We start from the raw sequence: 20,178 nt of genomic DNA, 5'->3' as shown, positions 1-20,178 counted from the left end.
TCGGCGAGATCCTCCGCGAGGTCAAGGCCGCCGGGGTCACCGTCCTGCTCATCGAGCAGAACGTGCACTTCGCCGCCACCGTCGCCGACCGCCACTACCTGCTCGCCGAGGGCCGGATCGTCGAGTCAATGGACAACGACCAGGTCCGCGAACGCGAGCACGAGCTGCTCGACTACCTCGGCATCTGACGACCACCGCGATCCCGGGAACAGAGGAGAACCGATGAAGATCATGGGCTGGACCGGCGGCCTGGCCGCCGCGGGGCTGCTGCTGGCCGGATGCGGGGGCGGCGGGCCGGGCGGCGGCGGGGGCGCGATCAGCGAGGACAAGGTGGTGCTGGCCGTGCTGAACGACCAGTCGGGCATCTACTCCGACACCTCGGGCCGGAAGACGGTAGAGGCGGTGAAGATGGCCGTGGCCGACTTCAAGGCCAAGTACGGCGACAAGGCGGTGACCGACAAGATCGAGGTCATCTCCGCCGACCACCAGAACAAGCCCGAGATCGCCAACTCCAAGGCGCAGGAGCTCTACGACCGGCAGAACGCCGACGTGCTCCTGGACGTGCCGACCTCGTCGGCCGCGTTCGCCGTCGCCAACATCGCCAAGACCAAGAAGAAGGTGTTCATCGACGTCGGCGCCGCGAGCACCGAGCTGGAAGGCAAACAGTGCAACAAGTACACCTTCCACTACGGCTACAACAGCTACATGCTCGCCCACGGCACCGGTACCGAGGTGACCAAGGACGGCGGCGAGAACTGGTACATCATCTACCCGGACTACGCGTTCGGGCAGGACATGCAGAAGACCTTCACCACGGCGATCAAGGCCGCCGGCGGCGGCGTGGTCGAGTCCGATCCGACGGCGTTCCCCAACGACAACTTCTCCACGTTCCTGCTCAAGGCGCCGAACCTCGACCCCAAGCCGAAGGTGCTCGGCACCATGCACGCCGGCGGTGACCTGGTCAACCTGGTGAAGCAGTACAACGAGTACAAACTGCGCGACAAGGGCGTCGACCTCGCGGTCGGGCTCCTGGCCCTCAGCGACATCCACTCCCTCGGCCCGAACGCCCTGGCAGGGACCCGCTACACGGACATGTGGTTCTGGAACATGGACGACAAGTCCCGCGCGTGGGCGGACAAGTTCCAAGCCAAGACCGGCCAGCGTCCCACGGCCAACATGGCCGGCAACTACTCGGCCGCCCTGACCTACCTGGAGGCCGTGCAGCGCGGCGGCACCGACGCGTCCGACGAGGTGGTCAAGCAGTTGGAGGGCCACGAGTTCGAGGACATGTTCGCCCGCAACGCCACCATCCGGGCCCAGGACCATCTGCTGCTCCACGACGCGTACCTGTCGCAGGTGAAGCCGGCCGGCGAGGTCAAGGAGCCGTGGGACTACGTGAAGGTCCTCAAGACCATCCCCGCGCCGGAGGCGTTCCAGCCGCAGCCCGACGCGGCCTGCAAGCTGTAGGCGGCGGGCGTGCTGCAGCAGGCGTTCAACGGGCTGGTCGGCGGGGCGTTCTTCGCCCTGCTCGCCCTCGGCCTGTCCGTCATCTTCGGGATGCTCCACGTCGTCAACCTCGCCCACGGCGCGTTCTACATGCTCGGCGCCTTCGGGGCGTTCATCGCGCTCGACTCGTTCGGCCTGAACTTCTGGCTGTCCCTGGTGCTGGTCCCGCTGCTGCTGGGCGCGGGCGGGATCGTCCTGGAAAGGTTGTTCATCCGTCGCCTGACGCCGCTGGACCCGCTCTACAACTTCCTGTTCACGTTCGGGCTGGCGCTGATCCTCCAGGACCTGGTGAAGCGCGAGTACGGGGTGAACTCCCAGCCGTACCCCAGGCCGTCCGCGCTGAACGGCTCGCTCGACCTGGGCCTGTTCACCTACCCCGCCTACCAGGTGTTCGTGCTGGCGGCGTCGGCGGTGGTGTGCGTCGCGGTCTGGCTCGTCCTCACCCGCACCCGGGTCGGGATGATCGTCCGGGCGGCGACCGAGCGGCCCGAACTGACCCGGGCCATGGGCATCGACGTCGGCCGGTGGGTGACCCCGGTGTTCGGGTTCGGGATCGCGCTGGCCGGCTTCGCCGGGGTCCTCGCCGCGCCGATGCGGGCGGTCAACCCGCTGATGGGCGCCGACCTGATCATCACCGTCTTCGCGGTCGTGGTGATCGGCGGCCTCGGCTCGGTGTTCGGGTCGGTCGCCGCGGGCTTCGCCGTCGGGCTGGTGTCGGCGCTGGGCAACCTGTACGTGCCCGCGCTCTCCCAGACCCTCGTGTTCATCCTCATGGCCGCCGTGCTGCTGTGGCGCCCGGCCGGGCTGTTCGGACGCGAGGAGGCGTTCAGATGATCCTTCACAGGCTGGCGCGCTCGGGCCGGGCCGGGCCGCCGCTCCTGGCGGCCGGGCTGATCGCCGCCCTCGCCCTCCCCTGGATGATCTACCCGCCGGTCGCCCTGGACATCGCCTGCTGGGCGCTGTTCGCCGCGGCGGTGGACCTGCTGCTGGGCTTCACCGGGCTGCTGTCGTTCGGGCACGCCGCGTTCTGGGGCGGGTCGGCGTACTGCACCGGCCTGATCGCGCTGCACACCGGAATGCCGTTCCCGGTCGCGATCATGGGCGGCGCGGCGTTCGCGGCGCTGCTGGCGCTCCCGATCGGCTTCCTGTCGGTACGGCTGACCGGGATCTACTTCGCGATGGTCACCCTGGCCTTCGCCCAGATGATCTACTTCCTCGCCAACCAGTGGCGGGACGTGACGGGCGGGGAGAACGGCCTGCAGGGCATCCCCCGGGAACTGTTCGGGCTCGACCTGTCCGAGCCGTTCTACTTCTACTACGCCGGCCTGCCGTTCGTCCTGGCCGGGCTGTTCGCCGCCTGGCGCATCGTCCGCTCGCCGTTCGGCCGGGTGCTGGTGTCCATCCGCGACAACCCGGCCCGCGCGCGGGCCCTCGGCTACCCCGTCGACCGCTACAAGCTGCTGGCGTTCGTCCTGTCCGCCGGCCTCTCCGGGACGGCCGGCGGCGTGTTCGCCATCGGGCACGGCTTCGCCTCGCTCGACGGCGTCTACTGGACCACCTCCGGGCAGGTCGTGATGATGGTCATCCTCGGCGGCATCGGCACCTTGTGGGGCGGCACGATCGGCGCGGCCCTGGTCGTCCTGCTCCAGGACTACCTGGCCACCGCCGGGTTCGCGGAGACGGGGATCGTCACCGGCACGATCTTCATCGTGATCGTGCTGCTGTTCCGCCGGGGCATCTGGGGGACGGCCCGCCGCCTGCTGCCCTCCCGCCGCGCGGCCGGCACGTCCGGCGACTCCGGCGACGGGGCATCCGACGCCGGCAGGCCCGTCGACGCCCGGGCCTGACCCCGCCGCGCCGGCTCGACCGGCTCGACCGGCTCAGCCCCGCGGGCCCTGGAGACGGTGCAGGCGGATCGCCAGCTGGATGTCCAGGGCCCGGCCGGGCTCCTGCCAGCCGTCGCCGAGCAGGCGGCCGACCCGGTTGAGCCGCTGGGTGACGGTGTTGACATGGATGTGCAGGCGCTCGGCCGTCCTGGACAGGCTGCACCCGGCGTCGAAGTAGACCTCCAGCGTCCCGGTCAGGGACGTGCCGCGGCGCGCGTCGTAGTCGATCACCGGGCCGAGCGTCGCGCGCAGGAAACCGCCGACATCGCGGTCGGCGCCGATGAGCAGGCCGACGAAGCCCAGCTCGCGGGCGTCCGCGCCGCCGTCCCGGCGGCCGAGGGCCACCAGCGCCTCGGCGCAGCGCCGCGCCTCCCGGTGGGCGGCGGCGACCCCGGAGGGATCGCGCACCGGCCCGGCCGCGCCGACGGTGACGGGCGCCGCCAGCGCAGCGCCCAGCTCCTTCGCGACCCGGTCCGCGGTCTCACCGGGCTCGTCGCCGGGCAGCAGCAGGACGACCTCCTCGCGGCGCGCCGCCGCCAGCCCGCGCGACACCGCGGCGTGCGAGGCCGCCCAGAACGCGGCGCGCCCGCGAAGGTCGGGCGAGGCGCAGCGGGCCGACAGCACGACGTGCGGGGCCTCCAGGTCCAGGTTCACCCGGCGGGCCCGCGCCTCGAACGCCTCGCCGCCGTCCACGCGCCCGTCCAGCAGATCGTCCAGCAGCTCGCCGCGGACCCGGCCCTCGGCCTCGGTGACGCTGCGCCGCAGCAGCATCAGCAGCGCGGTGACCAGCGCGGCGCGTTCCAGGATGCGCCGGTCGGCGTCGGAGACCTCCGCCGCCGTGCGCAGCACCAGCGCGCCGAGCACCTCCGCACCGGTGGACACCGAGGCGATCCACAGGTCGCCGCGCCGCACCGTCCGCCCCCGCGTGCCGGGGGAGTGGGCGGTGACCATGACCCGGGAGAGCTCGTCCTCGGCGAGCGGCGCCGGATCACCGGCGGCGGCCAGGGCGCGGCCGGCGGCGTCCAGGACGTGCAGGCCGCCGCCCAGCACCTCGGTGACCACCGCCGCCACGTCCGCGGCTCCGCCGCCCCGCACGACCAGGGCGGTCATGCGCTCGTGCGCCTGTGCGGCCCGCTCGACCGCGACGCCGCGCGCCCTGGCCTTCGCGCCGGCCGTTTCCAGCTCCCTCATCGCCGCGCGGGTCTCCTCCAGCAGCCGTACCTTGTCGATGGCCACGGCGGCGTACGAGGCCAGCGACCCCAGCAGCACCGCCTTCTCCTGGTCGAACGGGCGCTCGCCGCGGTTCGCCGCGTACAGCACGCCGATCACCCGGCTGCCCAGCCGCATCGGCACGCCCAGGATCGCCACCAGCGCCTCCTCGGCCACCGCCTCGTCGATGAAGGCGCGGTGCCGGAACTGCGGGTCGTTGAGGTAGTCGTCGCTGCTGTAGGGCATCGCCGTCTGCGCCACCAGCCCGCCCAGCCCGTCGCCCAGCGGGATCCGCAGCCGCCGGAACGCCGCCGAGACCGACCCGTCGGTCACCCGCATGCAGGTGTCGCCGCGCTCGTCGTCGTTCAGCGTCAGGTAGGCGATGTCGGCGTTCAGCAGCCAGCGGGCGCGGCGCACGATCCCGTCCAGGATCGCGTCGGGGTCGTGCAGCCCGGCCAGTTCGCCGGCGGTGTCGAACAGCGCGGACAGCTCGGCCTCGCGGCGGGTGTACCGCTGCATGATGGCGCGCACCCGCAGCGCCGCGAGCTTGGCGCCCTCCAGTTGCGCGAGCGCGTCGGGGCCCGCGCCCGCCGCGCGGGCCGTCACCAGCGGCCCGTCGAAATCGGCGGGCGGAGCCTCGCGCGCCAGCAGGTCGAGGAAGACGGTGGAGGGGAGGGGGTTCGCCGCCGGCTGCACCGGCACCGCCCCGTTGGCCGGTGCCCCGTTCGCCCGTGCTCCGCTGGTCCGTGTCCGGTCGGTCGGCGCCCTGTCCATCAGCGCCCGTCCGTCAATGCGCATTCCGTCCTCCGTTGCATGGAACCGGGGCGCCGGTCCGGGTCTGCGCGTTGGGCGAGATCGCGTTCACCGTGACGCCGAACCGCGCGAGCTCCTCGGGCGCCGTCCTGGCGCCATCAGGGCGTCCGCCCGGATTCGGCGGCGACGCGGCGGGCGGTCACCGGGGGCGGTGTGGGCGGGTGGTCGTCGGTGCCGTCGTGCTCGCTTCGGGTGCGGAGCATGGGGCTTCTCCTCGTCGTCGGAGGATGGGGGGCCGTCCAAATCGACTGACTAAGCGCATAGTTACCTACGGGCGGAAGCCGTGTCAAGGATCACCGGACGCCCGGTTCCACCCCCGCCCCCGGCCGGTGAACGCGGCCCTGCCCTGCGAGATCAGCCCGACGCCGTGCGGCGGCCCGGTTCGTCGCGGGCGACCAGCTTCAGCGCGAGGTCGGCGTAGAACTCGCCGAGCTGCTCGGGCGAGTCGGCGCCGTCGAGCCGGTACCAGCGGACGAGATCGATGCTCAGCGACAGCATCGCGCGCGTGACCCGCTTGACGTCGACCTGCGCGAACGAGCCGTCCGAGACTCCGCGGGCGACCGCATCGCGGAAGAACTCGTTCGTCCGGTGGCGCAGCTCCAGTACCTCGTCGTAGTGCTCGGCCGTCAGGCCGGCGAGCTCCATCTGGCAGACGCGCGCGACCACGTGGTGGCGGGCGTGCCACGCGGTGTACGCCGCGATGATGGCGCGCAGCCGGTCCGCCGAGTTCGCCACTCCCAGGATGGACGGGTGCTGGACGCACGCCAGCGCCTGCTCGTGGCCGACTCGGATGATCTCGAACAGCACCAGTTCCTTCGACGGGAAGTGGACGTAGAGCGCCGCCGGGCTCAGGCTCACGCCCTCGGCGATGTCGCGTGTGGTCGTGGCGTGGAAGCCGTTCGCGGCGAAGCAGCGCACCGCCGACGTCAGCAGGCCGCGCTGCACGTCGCCGAGTTCCCCCCGCCAGAGATCGGGGGAGTGGTCCCGCAGCCGGGGATCGTCCGCCAGATCCTGTGCGGTGAATCGGGCCTGCCGTCTGGCCATCGGCGACTCTCGCCTCCTTCGAGTCCGCTGCACGCTAACGACGCCGCTGCTCGCGGAGGCGACCACCTTGGGGTTTCCGGCACGATGCGCAGCCGCTGAGCCTTGGCACGCACATCCTACTTGGTGACTATGCGCTTATTCACCTTAGCGCCGTTCACCACCAGCCGAACGCGAGCCAGGTCAGGAAAGGCGCGACGGGGATCGAGACGAGGCCGTAGATCAGCAGGTTGCGGAACAGGCGCGGCCGTGCCGACGGTTCGGCGGCGCCGAGGATCAGACCGCCGGTGATGCCGAGCGGATTGATGTCGACCATCACCGAGGCCAAGGCGAGGGCGAGCACGCCGCCCACCGGGGACACGCCTTCGGCCACCAGTGGGGGCAGCAGCGGCATGGCGGTCACGAACACCGCGATGGAGCTGGCGGCGAAGGACGTGACCCCCGCGATGTAGCAGACCACCAGCAGGCTGAGCATGGGCGACCCGTCCACCTTGAGCATGTCGCTGATCTGCTTGAACGCGCCCAGGTGCTGCATCAGGCCGACGTAGGTCAGCAGCCCGCCGATCAGCAGGACGACGTTCCACGGGATCCTGGAGATGATCTCACCGGACGGCAGGCGGAGCACCAGCTGCAGGACCAGGGCCGCGGTGAGCCCGAGGTAGCCGATGTTCATGTCGAATCCGACCGAGAGGACGACCACGGCGAGCAGGCAGGAGAGCGTGAGAGCGCGGACTCCGCGCTGGTCGAGCGTCCCCGCCGGCGCGGCGTGGACGGCCGTCGCCGTACCGGCCGTGGCGGTGGACACGGAGATCTTCGCCGGAGGCTCCGATGCGGCGCCGCCCGGTGCGGGATGGTCCGGAGCGGGACGGTCCGGTGCGGGACGGTCCGGTGCGGTGGGACGGGCCGGGGCGGCCACCCGGCCGGACGGTACGGCACCGGTCCGCGTGCCGACGACCAGCAGGGCCGTGCACACGATCAGGCCGGTGAGCAGGCCGCCGAGCATGAAGGACACGGGGGCCGAGCCGGGGAGTCCGATGCCCTGCTTCTCGCTCAGCTCGCGTGCGGTGACGCCGTAGACGGCGAGCGGCGAGAGCAGCCCGCTGATGATCCCGGTGACGCCGAGGACGGCGGCGATCAGCGGCGAGATCCGGTACCGCGCGGCGAAGCCCAGCGCGATCGGGGAGACGATCGCCGTGCAGGCCGCGGGCAGCGTTCCGACGGCGGTGAGCACGGCGCCGATCACGAACGGGACCAGCACGATCAGCACCAGCCTGCCGCGGACCAGGCGCAGCATGAGGTCGAGCAGCCAGTCGAGGGTCCCGTTGAGCTGGGCGACGCCGAACAGGGCCGTCACCCCGACGATGAGGACGAAGAAGCCGGACGGGAAGAACCCCGTCACCTCGTCCGTGGCGACATCGGCGGCGAGGCCGAGGACGAAGGCGGCGACCAGGGCGGCCAGCCCGAGGTCGAACGCGGGGATCAGGGTCGCCGCGAAGAGCGCGACCAGCAGGATGATGGACAGGGTGGCCATGGTCATGGGCAGGCTCTTTCTCGGTCAGACCAATCCTCGGTGGCGTAGTTCGTCGATCTCCGGCTCCGTGAGCCCGGCGAGGTCCCGCAGTACGTCGGTGGTGTGCTGGCCCAGCGCCGGCGCGGTGTGGCCGATCGTGGCGTCGAACCCGGAGAAGCGGCCGGCCGGCGCCTGCATGAGACGGGGGCGGCCGGTGGGTCCGCCGGGCACCTCCACCACCGATCCGCGGGCGCGGATGTGCGGATCGGCGCAGATGTCGGCCGCCGAGTTCACCGGCCCGGCGGCCACCCCGGCGTCGAGGAGCAGCGACATCAGCGGTTCGAGATCGTGGGACGCGACGAAGTCGGCGACCCGCGCCTCGATCTCCTCGCGGTGCTCCAGCCGGGCGGTCATGGAGTCGTGGACGGCGAGGTCCGCGGCGTCCATGACCTTCACCAGCCGGCGCCACATCTGCTCGGTCGAGGCGGGCAGCGCCAGCCAGCGGCCGTCGCGGGTGCGGTAGAGGCTGTTGGGGCTGATGTGCGGGTTCTCGTTGCCCTGGCGTTCACGGTTCTCACCGGTCGCGCCGTACTCGACGACGAAGTCCTCCATCATCCGCAGCAGCGGTTCGTAGAGGGGGATGTCGGCCAGTTGCGCCTCGCCGGTGAGGTCCCGCTGGCGCAGCGCGAGCATGGCCGCGAACGCGGCGTAGATGCCGGTGACGCCGTCGGCCACGGGGTAGCCGGCGAAGACCGGCGGCCGTTCCGGGTCGCCGGTGCGGTAGGTCAGGCCCGCGAACGCCTCCGCGACGCGGGCGAAGCCGGGTCGGTCGGCGTAGGGGCCGGTGCGCCCGAACGCGCTCACGTGGACCATCACCAGATCCGGCCGGTACGCCCGGAGGTCGTCGAAGTCGATGCGGAACCGGCGCAGCGTCGCCGGGCGGAAGTTGGTCACCACGATGTCCGCGGCCGCGGCCAGCCGGCCGACCAGGGCGGCGGCCTCGGCGTGGTGCAGGTCGATCGTGACGCTCCGCTTGGCGCGGGCCAGCATCGCCCAGGCGGCCGACTCGCCGTCCTCCAGCGGCGGGTAGCGGCGCGCCGGGTCGCCCTCGGCGGGATGCTCGATCTTGATCACCTCGGCGCCGAACTCGCCGAGCAGCGAGGACGCCAGGGGACCGGCCAGGATCGTCGACACGTCGAGGACGCGTACGCCGCTCAGTGGACCGTCGGACAATGGGTATTCCTTTCACGTGCGAACCGCCGTCAAGGCCCGAAAGGCGGGCCAACGTCAACATGCCTGTTCATTGGAGTGCCGGGAAGACGCGATCAGAGTTCACGGGTGAAAGGCTTTGCTTTTATAGTGAGCCGGTGCGGGTGGAACGGGCGCGGTACTTCCTGGCCGCCATCGAGACCGGGTCGCTGCGCGCGGCGGCCGCCCGGTGCGGCGTCAGCCAGCCCAGCATCGGCCAGCAGATCGCGCTGCTGGAGGAAGAGCTCGACGTCGTCCTGCTCACCCGCAGCCGGCACGGCGTGCGGCCCACACCGGCCGGCCAGGAACTGATCGAACCGCTGGGACGGCTCGTGGCGGCCGAGGACGCGGTGCGCGAGTCGGCCATGGAGTCCGGTGCCGCGTACCGCGGCCGTGTCCAGATCGGCGGCGTCTCGGTGACCGCCGAGACGATCATCGCGCCGGTCGTGGGCCGGTTGCGCGAGCATCATCCGGGGCTGAGGTTCACCGTCCGCGAGGGCGCCTCGGCCGCCATCGAGGCCGCCGTTCTCGACGGCGCGCTCGATTTCGGGGTGGTCACCACGCCGGTGAGCCCGGCCGCGCCGGGGCTGCGCCGGATACCGCTCGTCTCCGCCCCCGTCGGGGCCTGCGTGCGGACCGACCATCCGCTGGCCGGACGCGACCACGTCCATTGGCGCGATCTGGAGACCTGGCCCATCGTCACCATGCGGGCGGGCACCGTCATGTGGGAGATGCTGCACCGGCACGTCGCCGATCCCGATGTCGTCGTCCAGGCCATGTCGGCGCGCACCGTCAAGGTGATGGTCGCTCAAGGGGCGGGGCTCGGCATCCTCGCCCGGTTCGACACCTCGGCGGACATCGCCGACCTCGTCTGGGTTCCCCTGCGCGATGCGCCGCCCGTCCGCCTGTGCCTGACCCAGCGGCAGGACGGCCGGCCCTCGCGGTCCGCCCTCATCGTCCGGCGGCTCATCCGGGCCAAGGCCGACGAACTGGCCGGACGGTAGACCCCGCAGTCCGGTGACCCGCACGCCCAGCCCGGCCGCGTTCCCCGAGCCGCGTTCCCCGAGCCGCGTTCCGAGCCGCGTCCCCAGGCCGGTTGACCCCGCCTTGTCCTGAGTCATACATTCATCCATATTCTGTATGAATGAGGTGAGGGCGGGATGCGGCGAGAAACGGCTGTGGTGCTCGGCGGCAGCGTGGCGGGACTGTGCGCCGCGGGAGCGCTCGCGAAGCACTACGACGAGGTGATCGTCCTGGAACGCGACCGGCTGCCGCCGGGCGCGGAGCACCGCCGGGGCGTCCCGCAGAGCAAGCATCCGCACTTCCTCCTCAACTCCGGCCGCCGCGCGATCGACGAGATCTTCCCCGGGTTCGAGGAGGCGCTGATCGCCGCGGGCGGGCTGCACCTGATGCCGTCGATGGACGCGGCCTACTGCGAGAACGACGGCTGGGCACCGCGCAAGTCCGGATCGATGACGATGGTCTACAGCTCCCGCGTGCTCATCGAACGGGTCCTGCGCGAGAAGATCCGCGAGCTACCGGCCATCGAGATCCGCGAGGGCGCGACCGTCACCGGGCTCCGCTCCACCGAGGCCGGCACCACGCGGGGACGCGTCGAGGGGGCCGAGTACCGCACCGCCGACGGCGAAGAGCTGTACCTGGCCGCCGACCTGGTCGTCGACGCGCTGGGCCGCGGGTCCTCGGTCGTCGACTGGCTCGGCGCGGCCGGCTGGCCCGCACCGCCGGAGAACACCCTCGACGCCAAGGTCACCTACACCTCGCGGTGGTACGACCTGCCTTCCGCCGACCGGCGCCCGGCGTCGTGGTGGTGGAGGCATCTCGTCGTCACGCCGACCCAGGACACCGGCGACCACCCCGAAGAGCACGAGTTCCTCAGCAACTTCTTCCCGATCGAGGGCGACCGCGCCATCGTGTGCATGGGGTCGTGGGGCATCGAGATGCCGCGCAAGGCCGACGCGTTCGAGGCCGGGGTCGACCGTGTGCGGGCCACGACCTTCGGTCAGGCGACCCGTGCCTGCACTCCGATCTCCGAGGTGCACCTGACCCGCGCGACCGGGAACAAGTGGCGCCGCTTCGACCTGCTCGACGTCCCCCCGACCGGGCTGGTCTGCGTCGGCGACTCGATCTGCGCCTTCAACCCGTTCTACGCCCAGGGGATGAGCTCGGCCGCCCGCTCCGCGCTCATCCTCGGCGAGCTGCTGCGCGACCGCGACCCCGCCGGCCCCGCCTTCTTCCGCGCGTTCCTCGACCGGCAGAAGAAGTCCCTCGACGTGCCCTGGATGCTCGCGATGGCCCGCGACCAGGCCTACGACTTCGCGACCGGGACGGAGATCGCCCCCGCCTGGCGCCGCAGGCTGGCGGCGCGCCTGAGCTGGCCCATCTTCAACGCCATCAACGCCGCGAGCCGCGAGGACGCCTACGTCGAGCAGACGTTCGCGCAGGTGTTCAACCTCGACAGGTCGCTCAGGCAGATGGCCGCCGATCCGCGGTTCTGGTTCGGCATCGCGCGCTACAAGCTGCGTCAGCGGCTCGGTCGCACGGTCGTGCCCGGCGGGTTCGACGACCGGCGGGACCCGCCCGGCACCGACTTCACCGGCTACACCGGGCCCGCGAGCGCGTCGCCCGCCGGAACCGGCCGCAGCGACGACCGCGTCGGCGCCTGACCGGGGAGCGAGCAATGGACTACACCTGCGACTCGGCGGCCGAGCGCGTCGCCGAAGGACTCGGCTTCTCGTGCCACGACGCCCACCCGATGGTGACCTTCCGCAACCCGTTCGGCCTTGAGAACGGCACCATGCTCGTCCTCGAACTGCTCATCGTCGGCGGCGCGGTGTTCGCCCTCGTCCACGCGTGGCGGCGGTGGAGGCGCGACGGCGACCCGGTCAACATCTCGCTGTGGTTCGCCTCGGTCGTCTACCTCGCGGTGATCGAGCCGCCGCTCTACTTCCCGGGCTGGTTCGGCCTGGAGGAGCACGTCGGGTTCATCTTCTCCCACAACGTGTTCACCGTGCAGTTCATGTACGACCGGCTGCCGCTCTACATCGTGGCGTTCTATCCCGCGCTGTCGCAGCTCGCCTACGAGCTGGTCCGGACCCTCGGCGTCTTCGCGCGGCGCGGGCCGCTGATCGGCTCGGTGGCGGTCGCGTTCGCCTGCCAGGTCTTCTACGAGGTCTTCGACCATCTCGGTCCCCAGCTGAAGTGGTGGGCGTGGAACCCCGGCAACGAGATGATCAACCAGCCGGCGCTCGCCTCGGTGCCGATGAACAGCATGCTCCTGTTCGCCTCGGTCTCCTTCGGCGCGATGACCTACCTCGTGGTCCGCCTGGTCGGCCCGAAGGACGGCCGCGGCACGCTCACCGGCCCGCACGTCGCCTGGCGCACCGTCGTCGCCGGCGCCGTGACGCCGCTGGCGATGATCATCGTGAGCGCGCCCAGCGGCGCCTTCCGCGGCGAGGACCGGCTCGGGATCCAGCGGGCCATCCTCGGCGCCGAGCTCGCCGTGGTCTGGATCGCCGGCCTCTACCTGCTCGTGGACGCCTGGCGTGCGGTGCGCGCCGACGCGGTGACCCCGGCGGCGTCGCCGCGGTTCGCGCGGACCTATCCGGCGGCGTACCTCGGGGTCCACGTCGTCCTGTGGCTGATCGCGCTGCCGGCGTACCTCGCGTCGGCCGGCGGCGTCACCGAGCAGGGCACGCCGGTCGGCAGCCTGTGGTACGCCGTGCTCTGCGCCGTCGCCGCGACCGTGTTCATCCTGGTCGCACTCCGCGCGACGAGGTCACGGCCGGCCGCGCGGCCTGTGGGATCCTAGGGCCATGTCGCACCACGGCTGGGGAGGCCGGCCTCCCGCGTCCTCTGCCGAGGCCCGGCAGCGCATCATCGACGCGACCGCCCGCTGCCTCGAAAGGCACGGCGTCGCGAAGACGACCCTGTCCGACGTCGCCGCCGAGCTCGGCGTCACCCGCCAGACCGTCTACCGCCACTTCGCCCGGATCAGCGACATCATCGGCGAGGTGGCGGCCCAGGGCGCGGAGTCGTTCGTCGATCGGCTCATCGACCACCTCCAGGGGATCGGCGACCCGGCCGAGGCCGTGGTGGAGGGCATGGTCTTCTGCGTGCGGACCATCCCGACCGAGCCGCATCTGAGCCTGCTGCTGCAACTCGGGGACTCCGGCGCCTTCGGCCGCGGGATCACCACCGGGGACGCCATCGCCTACGGCGCCCAGATGCTGAAGCGCTACCCCGTCGACTGGGAGGCCGCCGGCGTCGGCGAGGACGACCTCAACGGGCTCGCCGAGATCATCATGCGGCTGCTGGCGTCGCTGCTGCAGCACCCGGGCGAGCCGCCGCAGGACGACGCCCGGCTCCGCGCCCTCCTCGACCGGTGGCTGGCCCCGGCACTGCGCCGGCCGTCGGCGGTCGTCCACGGTCACCGCTGAGCGTGCGTCAGGCCGGGGTCAGGGTCAGGAGGCGTCCGGCCCCCGCCAGAACGGGTCCCGGCCGATGAAGCCCAGCAGTTTGGCCTGGGTGTCCGCATCGGCGGGCACCTCGACCCGGGGACCGTACTGGCCGGAGGAGCGGATGACCTCCTCCATCTCCTCCATTCCGCCGAGGAGTTGAGCGCAGAAGTCGGCGTCCAGCCGGTCGTCCTGGCCGGTGGCCCTGGAGAGATCCCAGGTGTGCATGAACACGTCGGCGGTGTAGAACCGGTCGATCGCCGAGTCCAGGGGCAGCGTGCCGATGTGCGGGTTGGTGAACTTCCGGTGCGCGGTCTCCGGATCGTCCAGCACCGCCTGCACCGCGTCGCAGTGAACCTGCCACGCGGCCACCGGGTTCTCGTCCACCGACGGTCCGCGGGCCAGTTCGACGCCGGCGCCGGAGGCCAGGAACGCGGGGAACCATTCGGTCAGGTGACGCACGACGTCGCGGGCGGTCCAGTCGGCCACCGGGGACGGCGCGTCCCAGGACCGGGCACCGCGGACGCGGTCGGTGAACAGCCCGGCGATCTGCCGGTGCCGCTCGGCCGGGCGCTCAGACAGAGCCATCGGCGAGCATCCTCTCCAGCTTGGCGTAACCCTCGTTGACACCGGTCTCCATGCCGCTGCGCAGCCACGCGTCGCGGCTTTCGATGCTGTCGACCAGCGACTGCGCCCGCAGCCGCGTACGGCCCTCGCCCAGGTCCTCGAACCACAGCGTCTCCAGTGCGACGTCGTCGGGCATGCCCTCGAACGTGAAGGTCTGCACGATGCGGTCCGGCCGCACCTCGTGGAAGCAGCCGTAGAACGCGTACTCGGTGCCGTCGTGCACCGAGACGTAGCGCCAGCTGCCGCCGGTGCGCGCGTCCCAGTGCTCGATCCGGGTGGTCGTGGCGTCGGGCCCCACCCACCGGGCGTACAACGCGGGGTCGGTGTGGGCGCGGAACAGCTGCTCGCGCGTCGCCGCGAAGTCACGGATCACCCGGATGACCGGCAGGCCCGGGTCGGCTTCGATGACCGTCTCTTTGATCCTGCTCATGCTCGTCTCCCTTCAACTCCGCCAGGACGGCGTCAAGGCGGCGGTAGCGCTCCTCGACGCGGCTGCGGTGGCGCTCGATCCAGGTGTCCATCAGATCGAGGGCCTGGACCTCCAGGCGCACCGGCCGCGGCTGCGGCCCTCGCGGCCGGCTGACGAGCCCGGCGTCCTCGAGCACCCGCAGGTGCTTGTAGACGGCCTGCAGCGTCATCCGGTACGGCCCGGCCAGCTGGCTCACGGTCGCCTCGCCCTCCGAGAGCCGGGCCACCATGTCGCGCCGGGTCGGATCCGCGAGGGCGGCGAAGACTCGGGACAGCGCATCCGCGGTCATCGCCCCTCCAGTTTCAACTTTTCGGTTGAAACCACCGTAGACAGTGGATCCCCCGCGCGTCAACCGCACGGTTGAAAGTGCTGCTAGGGGTGCGTGAGGCCGTTCGGCCCCACGCACCCCTAGCAGTGGCGGGCGACTAGCAGTGGCGGGCGGCGCTCACTGCCCGCCGGGCACCGTGTCCTCGAAACCGGTGCCGGCCGCGCGATAGGCGTCGACCTTGGCCGTCACCTGCGCGGGCGTGAGGACCTGATCCTTCACATGGAGGACGTAGTCGATCTTCTCGTCGTAGGAGCGGGGGGTCGTCGCGGTCTGGCCGTTGAGGTCGATGAGCCACTGATTGAAGTTGATCGACATGGGACGCTCGGGGAGGTAGCGGGCGTCGTGCGTGCCGAACAACTGCCCGTCGACGTAGTACCGGATGCCGCCGCCGTCGATGGTGAGCACGAGATCGTGCCAGCCGGCGTAGCTCGTGCGCGTCTGGGAGTGCTGGTTGACGGCCTCCCACGGGTCCGGGCGGTACGTCTCCCAGGAGGTGGCGTAGAGGATGTTCGAGGGCTCGCCCCAGCCGCCGTTCGGGAGATACTCGAAGTCGTATTCGGCGTAGTCGTCGGCCATGGGCGCCGTGAGGTCGTTGATGGTGAAGAAGGTCTGGACGACGTGGTCGCCGTCGGGTCCCGAGATCGGCGCGTCGGAGAACTTCACCCGGGCGGCGTAGGTGCCGTTCTTGAACTTCATCGCCTTGGTGAGGACCTCGGTGTGCACGGTGGTCGCGCCGGTGCCCGCCGTGGAGGTCTCCAGGTTCATGATCGAGTTGGTCCCCTCCATGGCGAAGGTGACGTTCTCCGGGGCCCAGGTGGCTCCCGGCACGCCCGGCCCGCCGGAGTTGGCGCGGACGCTCCAGCCGTGGGCGCCGATCGCCGGGTCGGTGTGCGAGGTGTAGTCGAAGTCGTCGAAGAGCGTGGGGCCGTCGGCGGGCGGGTCCGTGGGCGGGTCGGTCGGGGGGTCCGTCGGCGGGTTGCCGGCCGGGGCGGTGCCCCAGACCGTGGCGGTGCCGATGTGCGCGGTGACCTTGTCCCAGGCGCCGTAGGCGGTTCTGGATCCGTCGAAGGAGTAGTCGTCGGACTGGGTGAGGCTCTGCCAGTCGGCGCGGTAGAAGCGCAACTGCATGTCACCGGTGTCGGTGCCCGGGGCGAGGGAGCCGGCCCCGGAGGTGAAGGCGATCTCCAGGTAGCGGTCGGCGGTCGCGGTGGGCTCGGCCAGGGCGCCGAAGGTGCCGGTGATGTTGCCGCACCCCTTCCTGGCCCATGAGCACGCGAACCGGTACTGGGTGCCGGCGGCGTCGGCCTTGAAGTAGTAGCGGATCTTGACCTGGCTGAGGGAGAGCGGCGTGGACGCGGTGTTGACCACCTTGAACCACGGCTCCGACTGGTAGGCGGTGGCTCCGCCGGCGCTGGTGCGGTACTGGACCTGCACCGCCTCCGCGGCGGCGCTGGCGGGAAGCGCGGTGAGCGCGGCGGTGCCGAGCCCGCCGATGGCCAGGGTCGTTGCGATGGCCGTGCCTATTCGGGTGGCCGTGCCAGGACGCGGGATGGACATGGTCGATTCCTCTCGGTGGGGGTGGGTTGAACGGGGGTGATGAGAGGGTTTGCGGTGGTCATGATCCGGTCTCTTGTGCGGGAACCTCCTTCCGCGGGGGGCGGCGGGTGACGCCGAGCGCGTCCAGCCGGGCCTGGTGGACGCGCATGCGGGCCTGGAAGCCCGGCCATGTACGCCCGGTGGTCCAGGTCGCCTCGGCCATGGCGGCGAGCCGGGGGTAGGCCATGTACTCGATGTGCTCGGCGGTCGGGGCGTACTCGGTCCAGAGCTGCGCCTGCGCGCCCAGCACGCGAGCCGCGGCCTCCGGTTCCCAGTGATCCGGGGCCGGCTCGGTGTGGTAGACGGTCTTGAGGTCGACGACGAGTCCCGGCTGGCCGGCGGGCTCGTGCGGGCTGTCGGACTGGGGATAGTCGAGATAGGTCGAGATGTGGGGCGCCATGACGATCTGCTGGCCCCGGCGGGCGGCGGCCAGGCCGTGCTCGTCGTCGCGCCAGGTGGCGGCCGTGAACGCCGGCGGCAGATCCTGCCCGTTCTCCGTCCAGCCGAGGGGGGTCCGGCCGCGGGCGACGATGTGGTCGGCCATCGTTCCCATGAACCATCCGTGCAGCGCCTTCGGTCCGGGCAGACCGAGCGAGGCCGCCCGCCGCGACGCCCGTGGACTGGCCTCCCATTCGGTGGTGGGGCACTCCTCGCCGCCGATGTGCAGATGGCGGGACGGGAAGACGTCCATGACCTCGTCCAGGACCGCGCGGCAGAAATCCAGAACCTCGTCGTGGACGCCGAGGATCGTGTCGCACACGCCCCACCGGGTCCAGGTCTCCAGCCGCCGGTCCGGATCGTTGCCCAGCTCCGGGTAGGCGGCGAGCGCCGCCCGGACATGGCCGGGCATCTCGATCTCCGGAACCACGTCCACGCCGCGTGCCTGTGCGTAGGCGACGAGGCCGGCCAGTTCCGCGCGGGTGTAGAAGCCGCCGTGCGGGATTCCGTCCCCGGTGGTCTCCCGGCGCCGGCCGCCGATTTCGGTCAGCTTCGGATAGGCGGCGACCGGCATGCGCCAGCCCTGGTCATCGGTCAGGTGAAGGTGAAAGACGTTGAGCTTGTGGAAGGCCAGCAGGTCGACGAAACGTTTGAGGAAAGCGATGGGCTGGTAATGGCGCGCGACGTCCAGCATCGCGCCTCGCCAGGCGAAACGGGGACTGTCGGTGATCTGCGCACAGGGCAGTTCCCACGCGTCGGAATCGCCCGGCGTGCGAGCGAGAGCACGCGGCGGCAGCAACTGGCGCAGGGTCTGGACGCCGCGTTGCAGGCCGGCCGGCCGGTGGGCGCGCAGCACGACGGTGTCGGTGCGGACGTCCAGGTCGTAGCCCTCGCCGCCGAGCGCGGACAGGTCGTCGTCCAAGCTCAGCATGACGTTTCCGTCGGCGGCCGACGGCAATGGACGGCCGATGGCGGGAGCGAGCAGTTCACACAGGAGATCGGCGGCGGGCCGGGTGCCGGGGAGCGCCCGGACGGCGGTGTCCGGGCCGAGGAGAAAGGAACCGGGCCTGGCGTCCACCCGGCCGGGCAAGGGGACCAGATTGAAATGGTTGCTCGATGTGGGCATGCAGCAGCCTTCGGTCGTACGGGCGTGTGATGTGAGCTGAGGGAGCGGGCGAGGGAGCGGGGGACTAGCCCTTGACTGCGCCGCTGGTCATTCCGGCGGCCACCCGGCCCTGCAGGACCAGGAAGAGGATGAGGACGGGCAGGGCGAAGAGCGTGGAGGCGGCCATGGTGGCGCCCCAGTCCGTGCCGAAGATGTTGGAGAACGAGGACAGCCAGACCGGGAGCGTGCGTTCGTCCTGGTTCTTGATGATGAGCATGTTGGCGAAGGCGAACTCGTTCCACGCGGTGATGAAGCCGAACAACGAGGTCGCCAGGAGGCCGGGCGCGAGCAGCGGGAGCGTCACCTTCCGGAAGGCCGCGGCCCGTGTGCAGCCGTCGACCTGCGCGGCCTCCTCCAGGTCGACCGGGATCGCGGTGAAGAAGGAGCGCAGCGTCACGATCGTGAACGGCAGCGTGAGCATGAAGTAGATCAGGGTGAGCGTCGCCAGGCGGTCCAGCATGTTCGTGTCGCGGGCGATGATGTACATCGGGATCAGCAGCGCCTCCCAGGGGGCGACCTGGGCGATGAAGATCATCAGGATGAAGCCGCGCCGTCCCTTCCACCGCAGTCGCGCCACGGAGAACGCCGAGCCGAGCGCCACCACCAGCGTCAGCAGGACGCAGGCGACGGTCACGATCAGGCTGTTGCGCCAGAAGAACCAGAAGCCGTCCGCGTTCACCGCGGTGGTGAAGTGGTCGAAGGTCACCGATGTCGGCAGGAAGCGCGGGGTGGCCGCCTGGATGTCCTCGGCCGGTTTGAACGCCGTGAGGATCATCCAGTACACGGGGAAGATCGACAGTACGAACACGATCAGCGCGGTGACGTTCAGCGGGATCCGCCTGAGCCGGGTGGGATTCACTGCACGGCCTCCTGCTTGAACATCTGCCGGAAGTAGAGGATCAGGACGGCGACCAGGATGAGCACCGTGATGGTCGCCACCGCCGCGGCCAGGTCGTAGCGATGCAGGGACTGCGCCACCTGGTAGGCGTAGACGGGCAGCGTGGTGGTCGCGCCGTTCGGTCCGCCCCTGCTGACGGCCCAGATCTGCGCGAAGCAGCGGAAGACCCAGATGATCTCCAGGCACAGGACCAGCCCGAAGATCGGCTTGAGGACGGGCAGGGTGACGAACCGGAAGAGCCGCCAGCTGCCGGCTCCGTCGATACGGGCCGACTCGTACAGTTCGCCCGGCACCGTGAGCATCGCCGAGTGCAGCGTGATCGCCGCGAAGGGCACCGACTGCCAGACGATGAGGACGACGAGGATGGCGAAGGTGGCCGGGCCGTTGGCGAACCACGAGTACCCCTCGAAGGACTCGAACCCGATCCGGACCAGGATCCAGTTGACCACCCCGAGCCGGGAGGAGAACAGCCACTGGAAGACGGTGGTCGTGGCGATGACCGGGCTGGCCCAGGCGAGCACGAGCCCGCTCATCACCAGGATCCGCATCCTCTTGCCGAGCCGCTGCATCATCAGGGCCACCAGCGTGGACAGACCCATGATCAGGACCACGTTGACCAGCGTCCACCAGAACGTCCGCCGGACGACCTCCCAGAACTCGGGATCGGCCAGGACCTCCCGGTAGTTGCCGAGGCCGGTGAAGCCCGCGCCGCCGCGGATCAGCTCGCGCATCCCGAAGTCCTGAAAGGAGATCACCAGGTTGCGGATCAGTGGATACGCCAGCAGGAGGACGAAGCCCGCGACGGCGGGACAGATCAGCAGGTAGGGCCACAGAACGGCCGGGCGCAGGCGCCGGGGGCGGCGCGTCCGGCCCGGGCGGAGCGGTCCCGGGCGGTTCGGGGACGGGTTCCGTCCGGGGATCGACGCTCGCGCCGGCCGGGTGCCGGTGGGTGGTGACACGGCCCGCTCC

At 71.1% G+C, this 20,178-nt stretch carries 18 protein-coding genes and 1 pseudogene; 8 read left to right on the top strand and 11 right to left on the bottom strand.

Annotated elements, in window-relative coordinates:
• The 4 genes and pseudogenes from AB0C35_RS34700 to AB0C35_RS34685 form a co-directional block, all read left to right on the top strand.
• Positions 1-188 (top strand): annotated as a pseudogene (locus AB0C35_RS34700) (ABC transporter ATP-binding protein); the annotation flags it as partial.
• A gap of 34 nt (positions 189-222) precedes the next feature.
• Positions 223-1,467 (top strand): ABC transporter substrate-binding protein, encoded by a 1,245-nt coding sequence (locus AB0C35_RS34695; RefSeq protein WP_358465623.1) that lies wholly within the window; start codon positions 223-225, stop codon positions 1,465-1,467.
• 9 nt (positions 1,468-1,476) lie between these two features.
• Complete coding sequence (locus AB0C35_RS34690) at positions 1,477-2,340, top strand: branched-chain amino acid ABC transporter permease (RefSeq protein ID WP_358465620.1); 864 nt, start codon at positions 1,477-1,479, stop codon at positions 2,338-2,340.
• Complete coding sequence (locus AB0C35_RS34685) at positions 2,337-3,353, top strand: branched-chain amino acid ABC transporter permease (RefSeq protein ID WP_358465617.1); 1,017 nt, start codon at positions 2,337-2,339, stop codon at positions 3,351-3,353. Before AB0C35_RS34690 ends, AB0C35_RS34685 begins: the two co-directional genes overlap by 4 nt.
• Positions 3,354-3,386: 33 nt before the next feature.
• Here the strand turns inward: AB0C35_RS34685 and AB0C35_RS34680 are convergent, their stop codons facing one another.
• The 4 genes from AB0C35_RS34680 to AB0C35_RS34665 form a co-directional block, all read right to left on the bottom strand.
• A complete protein-coding gene (locus AB0C35_RS34680) occupies positions 3,387-5,399 on the bottom strand; it encodes a helix-turn-helix domain-containing protein (RefSeq protein ID WP_358465614.1) in 2,013 nt (670 codons plus the stop codon).
• Positions 5,400-5,768: 369 nt separating this feature from the next.
• Positions 5,769-6,458 carry a TetR/AcrR family transcriptional regulator gene (locus AB0C35_RS34675; RefSeq protein WP_358465611.1) on the bottom strand — a complete coding sequence of 230 codons (690 nt, stop codon included), beginning with the start codon at positions 6,456-6,458 and terminating at the stop codon, positions 5,769-5,771.
• 154 nt (positions 6,459-6,612) lie between these two features.
• Positions 6,613-7,992 carry an SLC13 family permease gene (locus AB0C35_RS34670; protein WP_358465608.1) on the bottom strand — a complete coding sequence of 460 codons (1,380 nt, stop codon included), beginning with the start codon at positions 7,990-7,992 and terminating at the stop codon, positions 6,613-6,615.
• An 18-nt stretch (positions 7,993-8,010) separates the two neighbouring features.
• Positions 8,011-9,198: a CoA transferase gene (locus AB0C35_RS34665; RefSeq protein ID WP_358465605.1), complete on the bottom strand. Its 1,188-nt coding sequence runs from the start codon at positions 9,196-9,198 to the stop codon at positions 8,011-8,013.
• Between the two features lie 134 nt (positions 9,199-9,332).
• On the opposite strand from AB0C35_RS34665, the gene AB0C35_RS34660 reads away from it, so the two are divergent.
• From AB0C35_RS34660 to AB0C35_RS34645, 4 genes are all read left to right on the top strand, one after another.
• Entirely contained in the window at positions 9,333-10,217 is an 885-nt protein-coding gene (locus AB0C35_RS34660; RefSeq protein ID WP_358465602.1) for a LysR family transcriptional regulator, read from the top strand.
• Between the two features lie 156 nt (positions 10,218-10,373).
• Entirely contained in the window at positions 10,374-11,897 is a 1,524-nt protein-coding gene (locus tag AB0C35_RS34655; protein ID WP_358465599.1) for a hypothetical protein, read from the top strand.
• 14 nt (positions 11,898-11,911) lie between these two features.
• Positions 11,912-13,042 (top strand): hypothetical protein, encoded by a 1,131-nt coding sequence (locus AB0C35_RS34650; RefSeq protein ID WP_358465596.1) that lies wholly within the window; start codon positions 11,912-11,914, stop codon positions 13,040-13,042.
• 4 nt (positions 13,043-13,046) lie between these two features.
• Positions 13,047-13,670: a TetR/AcrR family transcriptional regulator gene (locus AB0C35_RS34645; protein ID WP_358465593.1), complete on the top strand. Its 624-nt coding sequence runs from the start codon at positions 13,047-13,049 to the stop codon at positions 13,668-13,670.
• 24 nt (positions 13,671-13,694) lie between these two features.
• On the opposite strand, the gene AB0C35_RS34640 is transcribed toward AB0C35_RS34645, so the two are convergent.
• The 7 genes from AB0C35_RS34640 to AB0C35_RS34610 all read right to left on the bottom strand — a co-directional run bounded on the left by AB0C35_RS34640 (position 13,695) and on the right by AB0C35_RS34610 (position 20,168).
• Positions 13,695-14,276, bottom strand: a complete 582-nt coding sequence (locus AB0C35_RS34640) for a TIGR03086 family metal-binding protein (RefSeq protein WP_358465590.1) — start codon at positions 14,274-14,276, stop codon at positions 13,695-13,697.
• Positions 14,263-14,745 (bottom strand): SRPBCC family protein, encoded by a 483-nt coding sequence (locus AB0C35_RS34635; RefSeq protein WP_358465587.1) that lies wholly within the window; start codon positions 14,743-14,745, stop codon positions 14,263-14,265. The genes AB0C35_RS34640 and AB0C35_RS34635 overlap by 14 nt, the downstream gene beginning before the upstream one ends.
• Entirely contained in the window at positions 14,678-15,073 is a 396-nt protein-coding gene (locus tag AB0C35_RS34630; RefSeq protein WP_358465584.1) for a metalloregulator ArsR/SmtB family transcription factor, read from the bottom strand. Before AB0C35_RS34630 ends, AB0C35_RS34635 begins: the two co-directional genes overlap by 68 nt.
• Before the next feature lie 156 nt (positions 15,074-15,229).
• Entirely contained in the window at positions 15,230-16,669 is a 1,440-nt protein-coding gene (locus AB0C35_RS34625) for a cellulose binding domain-containing protein (protein WP_358465581.1), read from the bottom strand.
• A 58-nt stretch (positions 16,670-16,727) separates the two neighbouring features.
• Positions 16,728-18,272 (bottom strand): beta-N-acetylhexosaminidase, encoded by a 1,545-nt coding sequence (locus AB0C35_RS34620; RefSeq protein ID WP_358465578.1) that lies wholly within the window; start codon positions 18,270-18,272, stop codon positions 16,728-16,730.
• 64 nt (positions 18,273-18,336) lie between these two features.
• Positions 18,337-19,170: a carbohydrate ABC transporter permease gene (locus tag AB0C35_RS34615; RefSeq protein ID WP_358465575.1), complete on the bottom strand. Its 834-nt coding sequence runs from the start codon at positions 19,168-19,170 to the stop codon at positions 18,337-18,339.
• Positions 19,167-20,168, bottom strand: coding sequence for a sugar ABC transporter permease (locus tag AB0C35_RS34610; RefSeq protein ID WP_358465573.1), 1,002 nt, complete (start codon positions 20,166-20,168; stop codon positions 19,167-19,169). The genes AB0C35_RS34615 and AB0C35_RS34610 overlap by 4 nt, the downstream gene beginning before the upstream one ends.
• Positions 20,169-20,178 lie beyond the last annotated feature (10 nt).

It is taken from the genome of Spirillospora sp. NPDC048819, from assembly GCF_040650055.1.
Lineage (GTDB): Bacteria > Actinomycetota > Actinomycetes > Streptosporangiales > Streptosporangiaceae > Spirillospora.
Note: the sequence above shows the minus strand (reverse complement) of the source record. Positions and strands in the feature narration are given on the sequence as shown.

Bases quoted from the DNA above. Each gene is read 5' to 3' on its own strand.
- AB0C35_RS34695 (WP_358465623.1), top strand. From the start codon at position 223: ATGAAGATCATGGGCTGGACCGGCGGCCTGGCCGCCGCGGGGCTGCTG.
- AB0C35_RS34685 (WP_358465617.1), top strand. From the start codon at position 2,337: ATGATCCTTCACAGGCTGGCGCGCTCGGGCCGGGCCGGGCCGCCGCTC.
- AB0C35_RS34680 (WP_358465614.1), bottom strand. From the start codon at position 5,399: ATGCGCATTGACGGACGGGCGCTGATGGACAGGGCGCCGACCGACCGG.
- AB0C35_RS34675 (WP_358465611.1), bottom strand. From the start codon at position 6,458: ATGGCCAGACGGCAGGCCCGATTCACCGCACAGGATCTGGCGGACGAT.
- AB0C35_RS34670 (WP_358465608.1), bottom strand. From the start codon at position 7,992: ATGACCATGGCCACCCTGTCCATCATCCTGCTGGTCGCGCTCTTCGCG.
- AB0C35_RS34655 (WP_358465599.1), top strand. From the start codon at position 10,374: ATGCGGCGAGAAACGGCTGTGGTGCTCGGCGGCAGCGTGGCGGGACTG.
- AB0C35_RS34650 (WP_358465596.1), top strand. From the start codon at position 11,912: ATGGACTACACCTGCGACTCGGCGGCCGAGCGCGTCGCCGAAGGACTC.
- AB0C35_RS34645 (WP_358465593.1), top strand. From the start codon at position 13,047: ATGTCGCACCACGGCTGGGGAGGCCGGCCTCCCGCGTCCTCTGCCGAG.
- AB0C35_RS34640 (WP_358465590.1), bottom strand. From the start codon at position 14,276: ATGGCTCTGTCTGAGCGCCCGGCCGAGCGGCACCGGCAGATCGCCGGG.
- AB0C35_RS34635 (WP_358465587.1), bottom strand. From the start codon at position 14,745: ATGAGCAGGATCAAAGAGACGGTCATCGAAGCCGACCCGGGCCTGCCG.
- AB0C35_RS34630 (WP_358465584.1), bottom strand. From the start codon at position 15,073: ATGACCGCGGATGCGCTGTCCCGAGTCTTCGCCGCCCTCGCGGATCCG.
- AB0C35_RS34625 (WP_358465581.1), bottom strand. From the start codon at position 16,669: ATGTCCATCCCGCGTCCTGGCACGGCCACCCGAATAGGCACGGCCATC.
- AB0C35_RS34620 (WP_358465578.1), bottom strand. From the start codon at position 18,272: ATGCCCACATCGAGCAACCATTTCAATCTGGTCCCCTTGCCCGGCCGG.